Annotated in this window: 17 protein-coding genes and 2 rRNA genes; 4 read left to right on the top strand and 15 right to left on the bottom strand. The window is 72.4% G+C overall.

Features of this window, described 5'->3' with window-relative positions:
• Positions 1–87 precede the first annotated feature (87 nt).
• Positions 88–1,080, top strand: a complete 993-nt coding sequence (dapD, locus tag ABH937_RS07970; RefSeq protein ID WP_370146334.1) for a 2,3,4,5-tetrahydropyridine-2,6-dicarboxylate N-succinyltransferase — start codon at positions 88–90, stop codon at positions 1,078–1,080.
• 191 nt (positions 1,081–1,271) lie between these two features.
• Here the strand turns inward: dapD and ABH937_RS07965 are convergent, their stop codons facing one another.
• The 7 genes from ABH937_RS07965 to ABH937_RS07935 all read right to left on the bottom strand — a co-directional run bounded on the left by ABH937_RS07965 (position 1,272) and on the right by ABH937_RS07935 (position 7,109).
• Positions 1,272–2,552 (bottom strand): DUF6099 family protein, encoded by a 1,281-nt coding sequence (locus tag ABH937_RS07965; protein ID WP_370217693.1) that lies wholly within the window; start codon positions 2,550–2,552, stop codon positions 1,272–1,274.
• A gap of 159 nt (positions 2,553–2,711) precedes the next feature.
• Positions 2,712–3,041, bottom strand: coding sequence for a nucleotide pyrophosphohydrolase (locus ABH937_RS07960; RefSeq protein ID WP_280690439.1), 330 nt, complete (start codon positions 3,039–3,041; stop codon positions 2,712–2,714).
• Between the two features lie 164 nt (positions 3,042–3,205).
• Positions 3,206–4,543 carry an ATP-binding protein gene (locus tag ABH937_RS07955; RefSeq protein ID WP_280690416.1) on the bottom strand — a complete coding sequence of 446 codons (1,338 nt, stop codon included), beginning with the start codon at positions 4,541–4,543 and terminating at the stop codon, positions 3,206–3,208.
• A 147-nt stretch (positions 4,544–4,690) separates the two neighbouring features.
• A complete protein-coding gene (locus tag ABH937_RS07950) occupies positions 4,691–5,548 on the bottom strand; it encodes a putative RNA methyltransferase (protein WP_280690417.1) in 858 nt (285 codons plus the stop codon).
• 40 nt (positions 5,549–5,588) lie between these two features.
• Positions 5,589–6,020, bottom strand: coding sequence for a fic family toxin-antitoxin system, toxin component (locus tag ABH937_RS07945; protein ID WP_280690418.1), 432 nt, complete (start codon positions 6,018–6,020; stop codon positions 5,589–5,591).
• Positions 6,017–6,262 (bottom strand): toxin-antitoxin system HicB family antitoxin, encoded by a 246-nt coding sequence (locus ABH937_RS07940; protein WP_280690419.1) that lies wholly within the window; start codon positions 6,260–6,262, stop codon positions 6,017–6,019. The genes ABH937_RS07945 and ABH937_RS07940 overlap by 4 nt, the downstream gene beginning before the upstream one ends.
• A 100-nt stretch (positions 6,263–6,362) precedes the next feature.
• Positions 6,363–7,109: a (2Fe-2S)-binding protein gene (locus ABH937_RS07935; RefSeq protein WP_370217691.1), complete on the bottom strand. Its 747-nt coding sequence runs from the start codon at positions 7,107–7,109 to the stop codon at positions 6,363–6,365.
• A gap of 301 nt (positions 7,110–7,410) precedes the next feature.
• Here ABH937_RS07935 and ABH937_RS07930 point away from each other — a divergent pair, with 301 nt between their 5' ends.
• A complete protein-coding gene (locus tag ABH937_RS07930; protein WP_280690421.1) occupies positions 7,411–7,995 on the top strand; it encodes an HdeD family acid-resistance protein in 585 nt (194 codons plus the stop codon).
• A gap of 31 nt (positions 7,996–8,026) precedes the next feature.
• Here ABH937_RS07930 and ABH937_RS07925 read toward each other — a convergent pair whose 3' ends face one another.
• Positions 8,027–9,373, bottom strand: coding sequence for a class I SAM-dependent RNA methyltransferase (locus ABH937_RS07925; RefSeq protein WP_280690440.1), 1,347 nt, complete (start codon positions 9,371–9,373; stop codon positions 8,027–8,029).
• 715 nt (positions 9,374–10,088) lie between these two features.
• Here ABH937_RS07925 and ABH937_RS07920 point away from each other — a divergent pair.
• The gene (locus ABH937_RS07920) at positions 10,089–10,754 is read left to right on the top strand and encodes a TrkA family potassium uptake protein (RefSeq protein ID WP_280690422.1); all 666 of its coding nucleotides are present in this window, start codon (positions 10,089–10,091) and stop codon (positions 10,752–10,754) included.
• Entirely contained in the window at positions 10,754–11,407 is a 654-nt protein-coding gene (locus ABH937_RS07915; protein ID WP_280690423.1) for a TrkA family potassium uptake protein, read from the top strand. Before ABH937_RS07920 ends, ABH937_RS07915 begins: the two co-directional genes overlap by 1 nt.
• A gap of 74 nt (positions 11,408–11,481) precedes the next feature.
• Here the strand turns inward: ABH937_RS07915 and ABH937_RS07910 are convergent, their stop codons facing one another.
• From ABH937_RS07910 to ABH937_RS07880, 7 genes are all read right to left on the bottom strand, one after another.
• Positions 11,482–12,243: a DUF3159 domain-containing protein gene (locus tag ABH937_RS07910; protein WP_370217689.1), complete on the bottom strand. Its 762-nt coding sequence runs from the start codon at positions 12,241–12,243 to the stop codon at positions 11,482–11,484.
• Positions 12,240–12,647, bottom strand: a complete 408-nt coding sequence (locus tag ABH937_RS07905) for an OB-fold nucleic acid binding domain-containing protein (protein WP_280690425.1) — start codon at positions 12,645–12,647, stop codon at positions 12,240–12,242. Before ABH937_RS07905 ends, ABH937_RS07910 begins: the two co-directional genes overlap by 4 nt.
• A 54-nt stretch (positions 12,648–12,701) precedes the next feature.
• Complete coding sequence (locus tag ABH937_RS07900; RefSeq protein ID WP_280690426.1) at positions 12,702–13,382, bottom strand: response regulator; 681 nt, start codon at positions 13,380–13,382, stop codon at positions 12,702–12,704.
• Positions 13,379–16,018 (bottom strand): sensor histidine kinase KdpD, encoded by a 2,640-nt coding sequence (locus tag ABH937_RS07895; RefSeq protein WP_280690427.1) that lies wholly within the window; start codon positions 16,016–16,018, stop codon positions 13,379–13,381. The genes ABH937_RS07900 and ABH937_RS07895 overlap by 4 nt, the downstream gene beginning before the upstream one ends.
• A 204-nt stretch (positions 16,019–16,222) precedes the next feature.
• Positions 16,223–16,888: an ABC transporter ATP-binding protein gene (locus ABH937_RS07890; protein ID WP_280690441.1), complete on the bottom strand. Its 666-nt coding sequence runs from the start codon at positions 16,886–16,888 to the stop codon at positions 16,223–16,225.
• Between the two features lie 193 nt (positions 16,889–17,081).
• Positions 17,082–17,198, bottom strand: a 5S ribosomal RNA gene (rrf, locus tag ABH937_RS07885).
• A gap of 83 nt (positions 17,199–17,281) precedes the next feature.
• Positions 17,282–17,374, bottom strand: a 23S ribosomal RNA gene (locus ABH937_RS07880); the annotation flags it as partial.

Genomic DNA, 17,374 nt, shown 5'->3' with positions numbered 1-17,374 from the left:
GTCCGTGCGTGGCAGGCAGGTCGCCACACCTGTCCGCTGCATGGGCCGCTTCGGCAGGCCTGGCCGGAATTGGTTACCGTGCACGATGTGACTGCTGAAACGACCTCCGCTCCCGCCCGTGGTGCCATCGCCGCCGGTCTGGCGACCATCGCCGCCGACGGCACCGTTCTCGACACCTGGTTCCCCGCCCCCGTGCTGACCGACGAGCCGGGCCCCACCGGCACCGTCCGGCTGACCGCCGAGCAGGCCGAAGCCGAGCTCGGCGCCGGTGCGGCCGCCGCGCTGCGGACCGACGCCCGGCGCGGTGTCGAGGTCGTCGCCGTGCGAACCGTGATCGGCTCGCTCGACGAGAAGCCGCTGGACGCCCACGACATCTACCTGCGCCTGCACCTGCTGAGCCACCGCCTGGTCCAGCCGCACGGGCAGAACCTCGACGGCATGTTCGGCCTGCTGGCGAACGTGGCCTGGACCAGCATCGGCCCCGTTCCGGTGGAGCTGGTCGAGCAGGCCCGGCTCGCGGTGCGCGCCGAGGGCGGCCAGCTGGCCGTCTACGGGATCGACAAGTTCCCGCGGATGACCGACTACGTCGCGCCGAGCGGCGTGCGGATCGCGCATGCCGACCGGGTCCGGCTGGGCGCTCACCTGGCCGCCGGCACCACGGTGATGCACGAGGGCTTCGTGAACTTCAACGCGGGCACGCTGGGCACCTCCATGGTGGAGGGCCGGATCAGCGCCGGTGTGGTGGTCGGCGACCACAGCGACATCGGCGGCGGCTCCTCGATCATGGGAACCCTGTCCGGCGGCGGCAAGCAGACCATCTCGGTGGGCGAGCGCTGCCTGCTGGGCGCCAACGCGGGCATCGGCATCTCGCTGGGCAGCGACTGCGTGGTCGAGGCCGGCCTCTACGTGACCGCCGGCACCCGGGTCACCCTGCCGGACGGCACGGTCGCCAAGGCGGTCGAGCTCTCCGGTCAGGACAACCTGCTCTTCCGTCGGAACTCGCAGTCCGGCGCAGTCGAGGTGATCGCCCGTTCCGGTTCGTGGGGTGGCTTGAACGCCGATCTGCACGCGCACAACTGACCTCCTCTCAGGTCGAGGCGCTCCGGTGTCCTGATGGCCTGAGCCGCAGCGGGCCCCCGCCGTGCTCCCCAGCACCGGTCGGGGCCCGCTGTCGTGCGGGTGGCGCGAGCAGCGTGGACAGCGCGCGCAGCGTGGCTGGTCCGAGCGGCGCGGGCGCATAGGGCAGTGGGCCGAGGTGGAGCAAGCCCAGGTCACCCGGGGGGCTGAGACACGGAGGCAGGTGGACCGCATCGGGTGGTGCGCGGTGACCGGGCGGAGCGTTGGGTCGTTGGGGTGATGGGGTCACGCGCCCCCACCCGCCGCACCACATCGCAGTCCCGAGCTGGAGGGTCCGCCTTCATGTCCGAGCCCAGGTACGAGGCGCCCGTCGCACCGCCGCAGCACCCGGCCAGGAGTCTGCTGGACCAACTGCAGGAGCTGCTCGCCTCGGTCAACGCGGACCTGGCCGACCTCGCCGGGCTGGGTGCCGAGCTCGGCCCAGCCCGTGGTTCGGCGTCGGGCGTGGAGCTGACCGACGGGGAGCTCTGCGATGAGCTGGAGGCTTCCGGTGCCCGGCGGGCAGCGGACCGCTCCGGCGCCACCGAGACCGGGACCGGCGCCGTCGGCTGGTAGCCCTGCCCGGGCGGCGGGGTGAGGGTGATCACCAACCGCAGCTCGTCCCCGGCAGGATCGGCCTCCCGCCCTCGCGCCACGCCGGCGTGACAGCCCTCGGCGGGATCACCGTCAGCGGGATCACTGTCGGCGGACTCTCCCTCGGCCGGCGCGGCAGCCACCGACTCCGCGGCTGCGGGATCCTCCGCTGCCGTCGCCTCCTCCATCGGCTCGTCGAAATTCGCCGGGCCCGGCACCCGGCTCGGCGGCCCGCCGGTCCGCCCACCCGCCGACCACGACGCCGGCCCGGGCGGCCCACCCCACCTGGCCGAGCCCCAGCTCGCCTCCCACCTCTCACCACGCGGCGGGCCGCCGTCGGCCGAGTCGGCGTCCAGTTCTTCCAACGGCTCGACGACGGCGCGGCGGCGCAAGGTCCGGAGCAGCTCGATCACCAGCGCACGGCACTCCCCGCTCGCGTCGAGCCCGTCGATGGCGAGCCAGTAGACGCCCTGGGCCGCCGAGTCGGTGGAGTCGGCGATGGCGACCAGTGCCTCGGCGACCTCGGCGAACAGCAGCCGCAGCTGCTCCAGCACCGGCCCGAGCTCGCCGATCCGAGTCAGCCGGTCGGCCCGCCCGAACGTCGCCCGGTCACCACCGTCCGGCGGGTCGGCCACCGCCTCCAGCAACCCCACGGCGTGGCCGCCGGCCCGGGCGAGCAGCCGGGCGACCGTGGCCACCTCCTCGGCCGGGTGGCCGCTCAGGCGCTCGGCCAGCACCGCGGTGAGCGAGGCCGACTGCCAGGCCTCGGAGAGCACGTCCGCCACCGTGCGGGCCTCGGCGAGCGCGTGGCGGGTGGTCTTGATCAAACGCAGTGCGTCCATGACGACGTCCTGCCCTTCACTCCTGACGGGGCCTCGGACCGTTCCGCTGAACGGTCCGTCAGAAGTAGAGGGTGCGCCGGGTTCCCGGCCCGCGCGGCGAGCAGCCGGGAATCTGTGGACAACCCCGGGGCTGTGGACAGTCGCGTTCCCTCGAACGGCTCACTCCCGGGGCGCCGCCGGGAACCGCAGCTCGTTCCGATCGATCTTCTCGTCCAACGCCACCAGCGGATCGACCCCGACCGCCGTGCAGAACTGCAGCAGGTACGCGAGCACGTCCGCCACCTCGTCGCGCACCCGGTGCGCGCTCTTCGGATCGTCCATCACCGCGGCGGCCTGCTCCGGGGTCAGCCACTGGAAGATCTCCAGCAACTCGCCCGCCTCGACGGTGAGCGCCGCCGCGAGGTTCTTCGGGGTGTGGAACGGCTGCCAACGGCGCGCGGCGGCGAAGTCGCTCAACCGCCCCGCGAGTTCGCCGAGCGTGGGCGGCACGGCAGCCCGCTCGTGCTGGTCGAACCGGTCAGGTCGGTCGGGCTGGTCCGGCCGGGCGGAGCGGCTGGGCTGGTCCGGCCGGGCGGAGCGGCTGGGCTGGTCCGGCCGGGCGGAGCGGCTGGGCTGGTGCGGCTGGTCCGCGGGGCGTGGAGCTGCGTTCTCGGTCACTCTGCCAGGTCTACCGCATCGCCCGGCCCGCCCGTCGCCGCGCCCACCACGTGCTGGGCCGGCACCCGGGCCGCCGGCGTCAGCACGCTGTGCCCGCTCATCGGATCCCGCCGGCACTCCACCAGCTCGATCCCGTCCACCTGTTGGGCGGCAGCAGGCTCCTGCACCGCGGCCAGCAGCCGCAGGTGCTCCTTGTCGCACATCTCCCTGGCCAGCCGAAGCAGCGAGGCGGTCTGCTCGGCGCCGAGGCCCGCACCCAGGTCCTCGGCGAGCACGGTCAACTGGCGACGGGCCCAGGGCACTTCGACAGCCGGGTCGACGTCCAACACCCCGGCCCCGGTCAGCAGCACGGCGGCGAACGCCAGCAGCCGCAGCATCCCGTCCGAGGCCTGGTCCGCTCCGGTGCGCCCCAGCACCCCCTCATCGAAGACCGCGATCAGACGCTCCTGGGCCTGCGTGCCGCGCCGCGCGACGTCCAGGCCCAGCAACGGGTGCGGCGCCGCGGCCTGCACCGCCCTGAGCAGGCGGCCGTAGCGGCGGGAGCACTCGCCCTGCAGACGGGCCAGCACCGCGGAGACGTTGGCCGCGGTGGGCAGCAACCGGGCCTGCGGGTCGGGCCCCACCCAGCCGCGCATCAGCGCCGGCACCGGATGCACCGGGAAGACCTCGCGCAGTGCGGTGAGCAGCTGCTCGGTGGCGTCCAGCACCTTGCGCTCGCCCGGCGAGGAGCCGGCCACCCGCAGCGGGATCTGCGTGGTGATCAGGCTGCCGCTGGGGAACGGTGCCCGGATGTCGCCCTGCCGGGTGTCGTTGTGCCAGCTGACGTTGACCCGGCCGCCCGCGACGTCCTGCTCGCCGGTCTCCACCAGCGTCTGCCCGGCGCAGGCGAGCCACTCGCGGGCCACCCGGACCCGCCCGTCGGTGCGGATCACCAGCTCCAGCCGGATCGGACCGGCGCCGGAACGGACCGTGCAGCCCAGGATGATCGCGTTGCGCCCGTGCGGGACGCAGCCCACCAGCCCGCCGCGCACCGGGGCCGCCAGCGGGCCGGTCGCGCCCCCGATGCCGTCCAGCGACGGCCCGATCTCCTCGCCGATGGCAAGCCGGGAGAGCACGGCGAGGGCGTCCAGCGCGTTCGACTTGCCGACCCCCGAGGGGCCGTGCAGCACGGTGAGCGGGGAGAGCGAAAGACTGGCGCGGCGATAGGACTTGAACGACGTGAGGCGCAGCTCCTCGACGGTCGGCCGGTGCGCCGGGCGGGTCTCGGCGCCGGGCAGGGCCGGCGCGGCTGCGGAGGGGCGTGGAACGACTTCGCTGGTCGCAGAGCTGGTCACCGAGCCGACGCTACTGACGGCCGGTCAGTTCCTCGGCGGCAGAAACGTGCCTGCGCTCGGCGATTCATCCCAACGGGGAGTCAGATCGGATGCGGAAGTCGGCCAGGCCGACGCCTCGCACCGGGATTCGGAACACCGTGATGCGGATCAGCCGCCCGGCCGCGCCGCCCGCTGGTACACCGCGACCCGCACCGACCCGGTGACCGCCACCGGCTCGGGCAACGCCGCGAGCGCGTCCGCGATCCGGGCCCGGTCGGTGTGCCAGGCGTTCGGGCCCATGCCCACCACGGCCGCCGCGTCCTGGTGGGACAGCCGCAACTCGAACTCCACCTCACGCGCCGCGACCGGGCTGAGCCAGGGGCTGAGCTTCTCGTCGATCCGCCGCTCCTTCTCCTCGTCGACCGAGAGCAGGCCCAGCGCGTCGACCAGTTCGCGCAGGTGACGTGAGGTGGGCGAGACCAGCAACAGGCTGCCGCCGGGCCGCAGCACCCGGTGGATCTCGGCGCCGTTGCGGGGCGCGAAGACGTTGAGCAGCAGTTCGGCGCAGCCGTCGGCGAGCGGCAACGGGCGCCAGGCGTCGCAGACCACGGCACCCGCCCTCGGGTGTGCCTTGGCCGCCCGGCGCAGCGCGAACTTGGAGATGTCCAGCGCCGCGCCCACCGCGCCGGGCAACGCGTCGAGGACCTGGGCCAGGTAGTAGCCGGTGCCGGCCCCGAGGTCCACCACCAGACCATCGGCGCCGCTCGCGTTGCCCGCCGCCTCGGCGAGCGCCGCGGCGATCGGGTGGTAGTGCCCGGCGGCGAGGAAGTCGGCGCGAGCGGCCACCATCTCGGGTGTGTCACCGGTACCGGTGTGCGCGTCACCGGGCAGCAGGCTGACGTAGCCCTGCTTGGCGAGGTCGAAGGAGTGGCCGCCGGGGCAGCGCAGGGCGCGCCCGGTCGCCTCGAACGCGAGGCCGCGGGCGCAGTGGGGGCAGGTCAGGTACCGCTCGATGTCCCGGAGCACCGCCCCACCCTAACCGCGCTCCGACCAGGCCCGGCGCGGCTCATTCCGCGTCGGAGTCGTCCTCCCCGTCGTCGCCCGCGACGCCCTCGCCCTCCGCCTCGTCGACCACCCAGCCGTTCAGCCGTTCGGCCACCCCGTCCACGCCCAGCTTGCCCTCCCGGATCGCGCGGGCCAGGCTGCGGACCTCGCGTGCGGTGGTGGCGACGTTGCAGCCGCTGGCCACCAGGTAGGCATAGGCGACGGCGGTGGCGAAGAGTTCGTTGGTGCGCTCCAGGGCCGGGACCCGGATCAGCTGGTGCATCAGGGCGGCGGCCCGGTCCTGCGGCTCGGGGTAGACGGCGATGTCGAAGATCTCCGCGTGGTGGCGCGCGACGGCCGCGAGCAGCGAGCCGTAGTCGGTCACCTGCGGGTCTCCGGGCGTGTACTGCTCGGCGGTCATGAGCAGCCAGGAGAGGTCGACCTCCAGTTTCAACGACGTCCGCCCTGGCGCTCGTCGGCCGGCACCCGCTCGCCGAACTCGGCGAGGAACTCGCTCTCGTACTCCTTCATGAACTGGGCCGCCGCATCGACGAAACGCAGCCCGGCCTCGCCCATGTCCTGCTGGACGAGCCGCTCGATGTACTGGTTCATGCTGATCCCCTGCTGCTCCGCCCGCTCGCGGGCCATCTCGGCGGTGGTGACGTCCACCCGCACGTTGAGCTGCTTCTTACCCATGCACTCGAAGCTAGCGCGCACTTGCTAGCACCACAAGGGCGCGTGCGGGGCCCAGTCGCACGCCCCCTGTCGCACGGCGGGAAGGACCGGTGGAGGCGACTCAGGTCCGTCCGGAGCGGTCGTGAGCCCTGACGGATGGTGCGAGGACGCAGTCCCCGCAGAGAGCGCCCGCGCGATCCGGGGCGGCCCGGTAGATGAGGCAGCAGCTGCGGCGGCGGAACCCGCCATAGGCACCCGCCGTTGTGCTGGTGCCGCGCAGCGGCGGCTGGTCCAGCAGCAAACCTGCGAACGCACGCGCCGGTCCCGCCAGTGCAGGCGTCGTGCGGGTGATGGCCGACGCCGCGCCGTTGACGGCCGAGGCGACGTTGCCCCAGAGGATGTGCGGCGAGACCGAGTATGCCCGGGTGGCCTCGACCAGCTCGCGGATCGGTCCGTCAAACAGTTCCTTGCCGAGCCGGACCGCGCGTTCGACCGGGTCGGCCACCGGTACGGGCGTACGGTCGGGCAGCGACAGCGGGAATGTCCCGCCGGGTGTCGGCTGCCACCTGAGCTCCCGCAGACCGTACGGGAGCACCGCACCGGCCAGCACCGCCACGGCGAACGACGGAGAGAGCAGGCGCGAGGCCAGACCCAGCTGGGTCACCGAGGCTGCCACCCGCAGCTCGACCGCCTCGGCGGACTGTCCGCCGCCAGCCGCCAGATAGCCGCGCACGGCGGCCACCCGGCCGCCCAACACCGAAGGATCGTCCAGCAGTTCGGCCATGCTCCGCCAGGGCTCTGCGGCCGGGATCGGCCCGTGGGTCTCGAAGGCGAAGAACGGCCCGAGGGCCGTGATCCTGTCCGGCACCGTGGCCCTCGGTTCCGGTCGCGTCGGGTCCGACCGGCGTTCCGGCTCGGTCATACCGCTCCGACCCCTCGGCTGGACAGACTGCTCACAGTTGAGCCTCCTTCAAGGGACCGTGCGTCCCAGCGGTGAGGGCGTCCTACCTGACTCACGGACCGCCGGGGGCGGTTCGATCACAGTGGCGCGACCATGCTGGAGCCGTCAATCCTCCCCGTCCCGCCGAGCGGCTCCCGCGAGGGACGCCCGACGCCCCCTTCGCGCGACCCGGGTCGCGGGCGGCCGGGGCCGCTCGGAGGGTAGGAGTATGACTTTCTCTCCCAACGATTCCCTCCCCGATCCCTTTCAGCCGCTGGCCCGCGCCGCCTGGCAGGCGCTGCTCGCGGCGGGGATCGCCGCGGCGGTGCTCGGGGTGCTGGTGCTCGCCTGGCCACACGCGACGCTGATCGTCATCGGGGTGCTCTTCGGGCTGTTCCTGCTGGTCAGCGGGCTGGTTCAGCTGGTCTCGGCGTTCGGTACGCACGGCAGCACGGCACTGCGGGTGATGGCGTTCATCAGCGGGGCGCTGTCGATCGTGCTCGGGCTGTTCTGCTTCCGCGGCACCCTGGAGTCGATCCTGCTGCTGGGGCTGTGGATCGGCATCGGGTGGCTGTTCCGCGGGATCACCCAGGTGGTCGCGGCCGCCCATGATCCGGGGACCCCGGTACGCGGCTGGCTGGTCTTCCTCGGGCTGGTCAACGTCGCGGCCGGGATCGTGCTGATCAGCTGGCCGATCAAGTCGGTCACGGTGCTCACGGTGGTCGCGGGCTGCTGGCTGCTCGCCGTCGGCCTGGTCGAGGCGATCGCCGCGCTGCGGCTGCGGCACGCGTCGAAGCGGCTGGGCGGCGTTTGACCGCCCAGCCGCTTCGACGAGCGGCGGGCCGCTACGACCAGGGGTCGGCCGGCTGCTCCTGAGCCACCGGCTCCAGGATCGCCACGCACTCGAAGTGGTGGGTCATCGGGAACAGGTCGAAGGCCCGCAGCGAGACCACGCGGTAGCCGCCCTCACGGAAGAAGGCCAGGTCACGGGCGAGCGCGGCGGGGTCGCAGGCCACGTAGGCGATCCGGCGGGCGGCCAGGCCGGCCAGGTGCCGCACGGTCTCGCGGCCGGCCCCGGCCCGCGGCGGGTCCAGCACGATCAGGTCGGTGGAGGTGATCCCGGTGCGCGGCAGCAGGGTCTCGACCTTGTCGCACTCGATCCGGACGTTCTCCAGCTCGGCCAGGTTGTGCCGGGCGTCCAGCACCGCCTGCTTGGCCGACTCGATGCCCAGCACCGCGCCGTCCTCGCCGACCCGGTCGGCCAGCGCGCCGGCGAAGAGGCCCACCCCGCAGTACAGGTCCAGCGCGTTCTCGCCCCACTGCGGGTCGAGGCCCTCCAGCACCGCGTTCACCAGGGTCTCGGGCGCCTCCGGGTGGATCTGCCAGAAGCCGCCGTTGCTGACCCGCCAGGTCCGCCCGGCCGCCCGCTCGCGGACGAAGGTCCGCCCGTGCACCCGGTGGAACAGCTCCTGCTCGTCGATCCGGGAGATCGACACCGGCTTGTCCAGCTCGACCAGCGGCAGCTGCTCGCCCGGCAGCGGACGAAGGATCAGCTGGCGGTCCGAGGAGCCGCTGGAGGCGATCGCCTCGACCGAGGCCAGGCCGGTCCAGTCCCGGGACTCGATGCCCAGTTCGGTCACCTCGTCGGCCGCGATCAGGCAGCGGTCGATCAGCTGGACCTCGTGCGAGCGGTGCTTGCGCAGGCCGACCTGGCCGCTCTCCTGGTCCACGGTGTACTGGACCCGGGTGCGCCAGGCGGGCACCTGACCGGCCGGCAGCTTGCCGCCGACCGGCTCGACGCTGCCGTCCCAACCCGCCTCGGCCGGGGTGAGGCCGGCCAGCTTGGCCAGCTGCTCGGTCAGCACCTGCCCCTTGAGCTTGCGCTGGCCGCCCGGGCTGACGTGCTGCCAGTCGCAGCCGCCGCACTTGCCGGGACCGGCGAACGGGCAGGGCGCCTCGATCCGGTCCTTGGCGGGGGTCAGGATCTCGACGGCGTCGGCGCGCAGGAAGCGCGACTTGGTGGTGCCCTCGGTGACCTGGGCGATCACCCGCTCGCCGGGCAGCGCGTGCCGCACGAAGAGCACCCGGCCCTCGTGCCGGGCCACGCAGTGCCCGCCGCCGTGCGCGACCTCGCCGATCTCGACCTCGTAGCGCTCACCGACCAGCGGCTCGCCACCGGGGCCCTTGGGCACCTGCGGCTTGGCGGGGCGCGGCGCACGAGCCGGGCGCGGGGCCTTGGCGGGCTTCGCCGGGTCCTTGGCCTTGGCGGTGTCCTTGGCCTTGGCCGCGCCCTTGACCTGCTTCGCGGCGCCGGGCCGGACGCCGCCGACCGGTGCCGGTCCCGGCTGCTCGGCGCGCTGCTCGGCCGGGGCCAGCGGCGCGGTCTGCGCGGTGAAGCCGTCGCGGTCGGTGGCGGCCGGGCGGGCCTGCTTGGCGCCCCAGCGCGGCCGGGCCACCTGGCCGGGCTTGCCCGGCTGCCCGGACTTCCCGGCCTTCCCGGACTTGCCGGCCTTCCCGGACTGCGCCCCCGAGCGGGACGATCCTGACTTGCCCGAAGAGCGGGGCGGGGTGTTGCGACTCACGAAGCGGTGTCCTTGCTGGGCTCGGCGGGATTCGGCACGACATCGAGTTGCTCGACCGGACCAGGCTTCTCGACGGAACCCGACGGTACCGTGCGCCGCCCCTGATCGCCGCGCCTGACCGGCTTCACTCCGCCGCCCGCCGCGTCCGGTCCGATGAACCGGATAGCGTGTCGGATGATGAACTTGCGGGCAACACTCCGGTTGCCAGGCCGCCCCCCGAGCTGCGGGAGTGGCACCCAGTCGCCCCGGCCAACGGGCACGGAAGGATGATGAGCGGTGTTTGCACAGGTCAGGACCCCAACGGACCGGGTGAGGTAAGAACACCGTGCACATCGTCATCATGGGTTGTGGACGCGTGGGCTCCGCGCTGGCCAGAGCCCTGGAGAAGCAGGGACACTCGGTGGCCGTGGTCGACCAGGACCCGACCGCCTTCCGCCGCCTCGGCGCCGGGTTCAACGGCCGCCGGGTGACCGGCGTCGGTTTCGACCAGGACACGCTGCGCGAGGCCGGTATCGAGGAGGCCGGTGCCTTCGCGGCCGTCAGCAGCGGCGACAACTCGAACATCATCGCGGCCCGGGTGGCTCGGGAGAACTTCGGCGTCGAGCACGTCGTGGCCCGGATCTACGACCCCCGTCGCGCCGAGGTCTACCAGCGGCTGGGCATCCCGACGGTCGCCACCGTCCGGTGGACCGCCGACCAGATGCTGCGCCGGCTGCTGCCGAGCGGCGCCGAGCCGCTCTGGCAGGACCCGAGCGGCACCGTCCAGCTCGCCGAGGTGGCCTTCGCCCCGTCCTGGGTCGGTCACCGGGTCGGCGAGCTGGAGGAGGCCTCCGGCGCCCGGGTGGCGTTCGTCACCCGGCTCGGCGAGGGCGTGCTGCCCAACCCGCAGATGGTGGTGCAGGAAGGCGATCTGGTGCAGGTGATGCTGCGCCGGGCGGATCAGGCGACGGTCGAGGCCGCGTTCGCCAAGGGCCCGGAGGAGGGTCACTGATGCGGGTAGCGATTGCGGGAGCGGGCGCGGTCGGGCGGTCCATCGCCGGCGAGCTGCTGGAGAACGGCCACGAGGTGCTCCTCGTGGACAAGAACCCGAACGCCATCTCGGTGGAGCGGGTCCCGATGGCGGAGTGGCTGCTGGCCGACGCCTGCGAGATCACCTCGCTGGACGAGGCGGCGCTGCAGCACTGCCACGTGGTGATCGCGGCGACCGGCGACGACAAGGTCAACCTGGTGGTCTCGCTGCTGGCGAAGACCGAGTACGGGGTGCCGCGGGTGGTCGCCCGGGTGAACAACCCGAAGAACGAGTGGCTCTTCAACGAGTCCTGGGGCGTGGACGTGGCCGTCTCCACCCCGCGCCTGATGTCGGCGCTGGTCGAGGAGGCGGTGAGCGTCGGCGACCTGGTCCGGCTGATGCGCTTCAGCCAGGGCAACGCCAACCTGGTCGAGCTGACCCTGGCCGAGGACACCACGCTGGTCGGCACCCGGGTCGGGGACGTCAGCTGGCCCACCGACACCGCGCTGGTGACGATCATCCGCGAGGGCCGGGTCCTGGTGCCGAGCCGGGACGACACCCTGGAGGGCGGCGACGAGCTGCTCTTCGTGGCCGCGCAGGAGCGCGAGGAGGAGCTGGAGCAGTTGCTCTCCTGATCCCCGTCCGCCCGCGCGACAGACGACAGGGCCCGCCTCCCGATGCTGGGAGGCGGGCCCTGTCGGTGCCGGAGTCAGTCCTCTTCGGGCTGCTCCGCCTTGATCGGCGCCGGAGCGGTGAGCAGGATCCGCCAGGTCACGTACATCGCCAGCAGCATCGGCGGGATGCCGAGCGCGACCTTGAGCCAGCCCAGCAGGTTGACGTTGCCGGTGAAGTAGAGCGGGAAGAGGATCACCGGCTTGATGCCCATGATCACCACCCAGGCCCAGGTGGCCTTGGTGTAGGCGGCCAGGCGGCCGGGGTTCTGGGTGCGCCAGGTGAACATCTCACCGGTGACCGGGCCCAGCGTCAGGCCGATCAGCGGCCAGCGGACCAGCGCGGAGACGGCCAGCGCCAGCGCGTAGCCGACGTTCCAGAGCAGACCGGGCAGGTAGAAGTCCTGCGCCTTCCCGGTGTGCATCGAGATCCACGCGCCGATCGCCACTCCGAAGACGCCGCTGAACGCGTGCTGGATGGTCTCCCGGCGCAGCAGCCGGACCACCACGAAGACCGCGCTCAGCGCGAGCGCCCCCCACGCGGCGGTGGACACCTGGTGCGTGAGGTTGTAGGTGACGATGAAGACCAGACCCGGCAGGGTCATGTCGATCATGCCGCGGACGCCGCCGAACGCCTGGATGATCGAGTCGGCCGCCTCCTTGCGGGCGGCCTCGTCCCGGGCCGCGGCCTCCTCGGCGGACTCCTCGGTGGCCGCGGCGGACTCCTCGGGTTCGGACTGCTGGTTGTCAGTGATCAGTGTGTGCGGGGCGGCGTGCTCGCCGCCGGGCGGATTGGTCACTGGTGTTCGCTCCCATGTCCCACTGGACGCAGCTCGTAGCGAGGGTTGAAGAGCACGCGACGTCCGCGTGCGTGGCTGACCCGGCCGCAGGCGGTCAGCCGGCGGCCCGGCTCTATGCCCGCGATCGAGCGGCGGCCCAGCCAGACCACGTCCAGCGCGTCCGTCCCGTCGAAGAGCTCGGCCTCCAGCGCCGGCACGCCCGCCCTGGGACGGAGCGTCACGGTGCGCAGGGTGCCGGAGACGGTCACCACTTCGCGGTCGCTCGCCTGGGCGATCGGTGTGCAGCCGGAGACCGCGGCATCCTGGCGCAGCTCCTCGGCCTGGAGCTCCTCGGGGCTGGAGGTGAGCCGGGTGAACATCCGGCGCAGCCGGCCCTGAGGCTGGTCGCTGCTGTTACCACTCATGCGGAAAGGCTACCGGCTACAACCCCGTCGGCGGGGTGAACGGCGGTGTCGCCTTCACGGTTCGAAGCGGTACCCCATGCCCGCCTCGGTGATGAAGTGGCGCGGGTGCGAGGGGTCCACCTCCAGCTTGCGGCGCAGCTGGGCCAGGTAGACCCGCAGGTAGTTGGTCTCGGTGCGGTACGCCGGGCCCCACACCTCCTGCAGCAGCTGGGTCTGGCTGACCAGTCGGCCCGCGTTGCGCACCAGCACCTCCAGCAGGTGCCACTCGGTGGGAGTGAGGCGGATGTCGACGCCGTCCCGGTTGACCTTCTTCGCCGCCAGGTCGACGGTGAACGCGTCGGTGGTCACCAGCGAGTCGTCCTCGCCGGCCACCGGCTCCGCCCGGCGGACCGCCGCGCGCATCCGGGCCAGCAGCTCGTCCATGCCGAACGGCTTGGTCACGTAGTCGTCGGCGCCGGCGTCCAGCGCCTCGACCTTCTCGTCCGAGGCGTGCCGGGCCGACAGCACGATGATCGGAACCCGGGTCCAGCCGCGCAGACCCTTGATCACCTCGACGCCGTCCATGTCGGGCAGGCCGAGGTCGAGCACCACCACGTCGGGGTGGCGGGCGGCGGCCAGCTCCAGGGCGCTGGCGCCGTCGTGTGCGGCGTCGACCTCGTACTTACGGGCCTTGAGGTTGATCACCAGGGCGCGGACGATCTGTGGTTCGTCGTCCACGACGAGGACCCGGGTCATGCGAGCTCCGTCTTTCGGGGGGCCTGAGAAGCCGTGGGCAGGGAGGAATCGGCGGTGGGCGCCGGCGCGAGGGCCGTGGCCGGCTCGACGGCGGCGGTGTCCGCTTCGGGCGGGTGGTCGACCGCGGGCAGCGAGACCACCATGGTCAGGCCGCCGCTCGGGGTGTCCTCGGCCCTGATGGTGCCGCCCATCGCCTCGACGAAGCCGCGCGCCACCGCGAGGCCGAGCCCGACCCCCGCGCCGCGCGGCGCGTCGCCGTAGCGCTGGAACGGCGCGAAGATCTTCTCCTTGGCCTCCTCGGGGACCCCGGGCCCGCGGTCGACCACCCGCAGTTCGACCCGGCCCGCACCGGCCGCAGCCTCCAGCGCATCCGCCTTGACCAGCACCTTCACGTCCGGCGGGCTGTACTTGACGGCGTTCTCGATCAGGTTGGCCAGCGCCCGCTCCAGCAGCCCGGCGTCGGCCGGGACCATCGGCAGGTACTCCGGAATGTCCAGGCGCACCGACTCCAGCGGGACGCCGCCGAGCGCGTACGGCACCACCTCGTCCAGGTCCACCGCGCGGATCAGCGGGGTGACAGTGCCGGTCTGCAGGCGGCTCATGTCCAGCAAGTTGTTGATCAGATGATCGAGCCGGTCGGCGCCCGCCTCGATGCCCGCGAGCAGCTCCTGCTCGTCGGCCTCGCTCCACTGGACGTCGTCGGCCCGCAACGAGGTGACATTGGCCTTGATCCCGGCCAGCGGGGTGCGCAGGTCATGCGAGACGGCGGCCAGCAGCGCCGTGCGGATCCGATTGCCCTCGGCCTGGCGACGGGCCGCGGCGGCCTCCTTGGCCAGCCGACGGCGTTCCAGCAGGACCGAGGCCTGGGCGGCGAAGGCGCCGAGCAGTCTGCGGTCGGCGGCGGGCAGGACCCGGCCGCTGAGCACCAGCGCCAGGTGCTCGCCCACCGGCACGTCGACGTCCCCGTCATCCGGGCGGGTCGGCGGGTTGTCGCCCGCGGAAGCGGTGCAGGACCACGGCGCGTGCTCGTCGGCGCGCTCCAGCAGCGCCACCGCGTCCTGCCCGAAGGTCTCCCTGACCTGCTCCAGCAGCGCGGCCAGGCCCTCGCCGGTGGGCGCCCGCAGCACCGTGCCGGCCAGCGCGCTCAACGTCTGCGCCTCGGTCTGGCTGCGGGCCGCCTCATGGGTACGCCGGGCGGCCACATCGACCAAGGTGGCCACCGCGATGCCGACCGCCGTGAAGATCGCCACCGCCAGGATGTTCTGCGGATCCGAGATGGTCAGCTTGTGGATCGGTGGCGTGAAGTAGTAGTTCAGCGCGGTGGAACCGACCAGCGCCGAGGCGATCGCCGGGAGCAGACCGCCGACCAGGGCCGCGCAGATCGTCACCGAGAAGAAGAGCAGCATGTCGGTGGGTACCGCGGTGTCGTTCAGCTGGGTGAGCAGCAGCGCGAGCAGCGGCGGTACGCCCACGCCGATCAGCCAGCCGGCGATCGCCCGCGGCCGCCCCAGGTCGGTGATCTTGCGGATCGGCAGTCGACGACGACGGCCGTGCGCCACGTGCTCGTGGGTGACGATGTGCACGTCGATGTCGGCCGAGTCGCGGGCCACCGTGGAGCCGACGCCCGGGCCGTAGATGTACTCCCAGGCCTTGCGGCGGCTGGAGCCGAGGACGATCTGGGTCGCGTTCACACCCCGCGCGAAGTCCAGCAGCGCTTGGGCCGGCTCGTCGCCGAGCACGGTGTGGAAGCTGCCCCCCAGGCTCTCCACCAGCGCCCGCTGTTCGATCAGGGCCTGCGGGGAGCCGCCGTTCGTGAGGCCGTCCGAGCGCGAGATGTGCACCGCGAGCAGCTCGCTGCCCGAGCCCTTGGCGGCGATCCGGGCTGCCCGGCGGATCAGCGTGGCCCCCTCGGGACCACCGGTCAGGCCGACCACGATCCGCTCGCGGGCCTGCCAGGTGCTGTCTATGCCCTGCTCGGCACGGTAGGTCTGCAGGTACTCGTCGACCCGGTCGGCGGTCCAGAGCAGAGCCAGCTCGCGCAACGCGGTCAGGTTGCCGGGGCGGAAGTAGTTGGAGAGCGCGGCGTCGATCTTCTCCGGCGCGTAGACGTTGCCGTGCGCGAGTCGGCGGCGCAGCGCCTGGGGCGACATGTCGACCAGCTCGATCTGGTCGGCTCGGCGGACCACCTCGTCCGGTACCGTCTCGCGCTGGCGCACGCCCGTGATGCCCTCGACCACGTCGCCCAGCGACTCCAGGTGCTGGATGTTGACGGTGGAGATCACGTCGATGCCGGCCGCCAGCAGCTCCTCGACGTCCTGCCAGCGCTTGGCGTTGCGGCAGCCCGGCACGTTGGTGTGGGCCAGCTCGTCGACCAGCGCGACCTGCGGCCGGCGGGCCAGCAGGGCGTCCAGGTCCAGTTCGGTGAACTCCGCGCCCCGATGCTCCATCACCCGGCGCGGCACCGCCTCCAGGCCGTGCAACAGATCGGCGGTGTTCGAGCGGTTGTGATGCTCGACGAAACCGACCACCACATCCGTGCCGCGCCCCAGCCGCCGGTGCGCCTCGCAGAGCATCGCGTACGTCTTCCCCACCCCGGGGGCCGCCCCGAGGTAGATCCGCAGCCTTCCGCGTGCCATGCGTCCCATTCTTGATCGAGCCCGTCCCGGGGACCACCCCCGGACACCTGTTCGCGCAGACGAGACTACGGGGTGAGCGGACTCTCACCTTCGATCGGGCTGATCACAAGGCAGATTTAGCGCCATCTTGACGGAATTTCCGGGCCTCTGACCAGGCGTTCTCACTCGGCCGCAGTCGCCCGCGGTCACTCCTCGGTGCCGCCGTCACTCCACGATGTGACCGTCCCTGAGCTCCACCACGCGGTCGGCCAGCTCCATCAGCTGCGGGTCGTGGGTGGCCACCAGCACGGTCACGCCCTCACTGCGCACCACCGCGCGCAGCAGCTCCATCACCGAGTGCCCGGTCTCCGAGTCGAGCTGACCGGTCGGCTCGTCCGCGATGATCAGGGCCGGCTCGTTCGCCAGCGCCCGGGCGATCGCGACCCGCTGTTGCTGACCGCCGGACAGTTCGGCGGGCCGCTGCTCGGCATGGTCGGTCAGACCCACCAGGGCGAGCAGGGTCGCCACCCGCTCCTCGCGCTGAGCGCTGGGTACCTTGCGCAGGCGCATCGGGACCCCGACGTTCTCGGCCGCGCTGAGGATCGGGATCAACCCGAAGGACTGGAAGACGAACCCGATCCGCTCGCGCCGCAGCGCCAGGCGTCCCGCCTCGTCCAGCGCGGCCAGATCCGCGCCGTCCAGCGTGATCTGCCCCGAGGTCGGCGCGTCCAGACCGCCGACCAGGTTGAGCAGCGTCGTCTTGCCGGACCCGGAGCGGCCGCGGAGCGCGGTCAGCTCGCCACGCCGGGCTGTGAACGACACCCCGCGCAGGGCGTGGACGGCTGTCGCCCCGCTGCCGAAGCTGCGCCATACGTCCGCCACCTCGACCATCGGCGCGAGTGTGCTGGTCGAGGTGCTGCTGCCGATGCTCTGCTGCTGCTCGCTCACTGTGGATCCCCCCGGTTGCCCTGCGTGATTCCTAACGGCCAGTGGGGAGTACGGTAACGCGAGCCGGGCGCTCGGTGAAGGTGCTGAACGCAGAGAAGCCCCCTTCCCGAAGGAAGAGGGCTTCTCTAGAAGAATTGTTCGGCGGCGTCCTACTCTCCCACAGGGTCCCCCCTGCAGTACCATCGGCGCTATGAGGCTTAGCTTCCGGGTTCGGAATGTAACCGGGCGTTTCCCTCACGCTATGACCACCGAAACACTATGAAACACATCGACCGCACCGTCCCTGGCCAGGAACGGGGTCGTTGTTTCAGAACAACACAGTGGACGCGAGCAACTGAGGACAAGCCCTCGGCCTATTAGTACCGGTCAGCTCCACCCCTTACGAGGCTTCCACATCCGGCCTATCAACCCAGTCGTCTACTGGGAGCC

The organism is Kitasatospora sp. GAS1066B (genome assembly GCF_041262605.1).
In the GTDB taxonomy this organism is placed as follows: domain Bacteria; phylum Actinomycetota; class Actinomycetes; order Streptomycetales; family Streptomycetaceae; genus Kitasatospora.
This window is presented reverse-complemented; position numbering and strand designations above follow the sequence as displayed.

Bases quoted from the DNA above. Each gene is read 5' to 3' on its own strand.
- ABH937_RS07965 (WP_370217693.1), bottom strand. From the start codon at position 2,552: ATGGACGCACTGCGTTTGATCAAGACCACCCGCCACGCGCTCGCCGAG.
- ABH937_RS07940 (WP_280690419.1), bottom strand. From the start codon at position 6,262: ATGGGTAAGAAGCAGCTCAACGTGCGGGTGGACGTCACCACCGCCGAG.
- ABH937_RS07930 (WP_280690421.1), top strand. From the start codon at position 7,411: ATGACTTTCTCTCCCAACGATTCCCTCCCCGATCCCTTTCAGCCGCTG.
- ABH937_RS07915 (WP_280690423.1), top strand. From the start codon at position 10,754: ATGCGGGTAGCGATTGCGGGAGCGGGCGCGGTCGGGCGGTCCATCGCC.
- ABH937_RS07905 (WP_280690425.1), bottom strand. From the start codon at position 12,647: ATGAGTGGTAACAGCAGCGACCAGCCTCAGGGCCGGCTGCGCCGGATG.
- ABH937_RS07900 (WP_280690426.1), bottom strand. From the start codon at position 13,382: ATGACCCGGGTCCTCGTCGTGGACGACGAACCACAGATCGTCCGCGCC.
- ABH937_RS07895 (WP_280690427.1), bottom strand. From the start codon at position 16,018: ATGGCACGCGGAAGGCTGCGGATCTACCTCGGGGCGGCCCCCGGGGTG.
- ABH937_RS07890 (WP_280690441.1), bottom strand. From the start codon at position 16,888: ATGGTCGAGGTGGCGGACGTATGGCGCAGCTTCGGCAGCGGGGCGACA.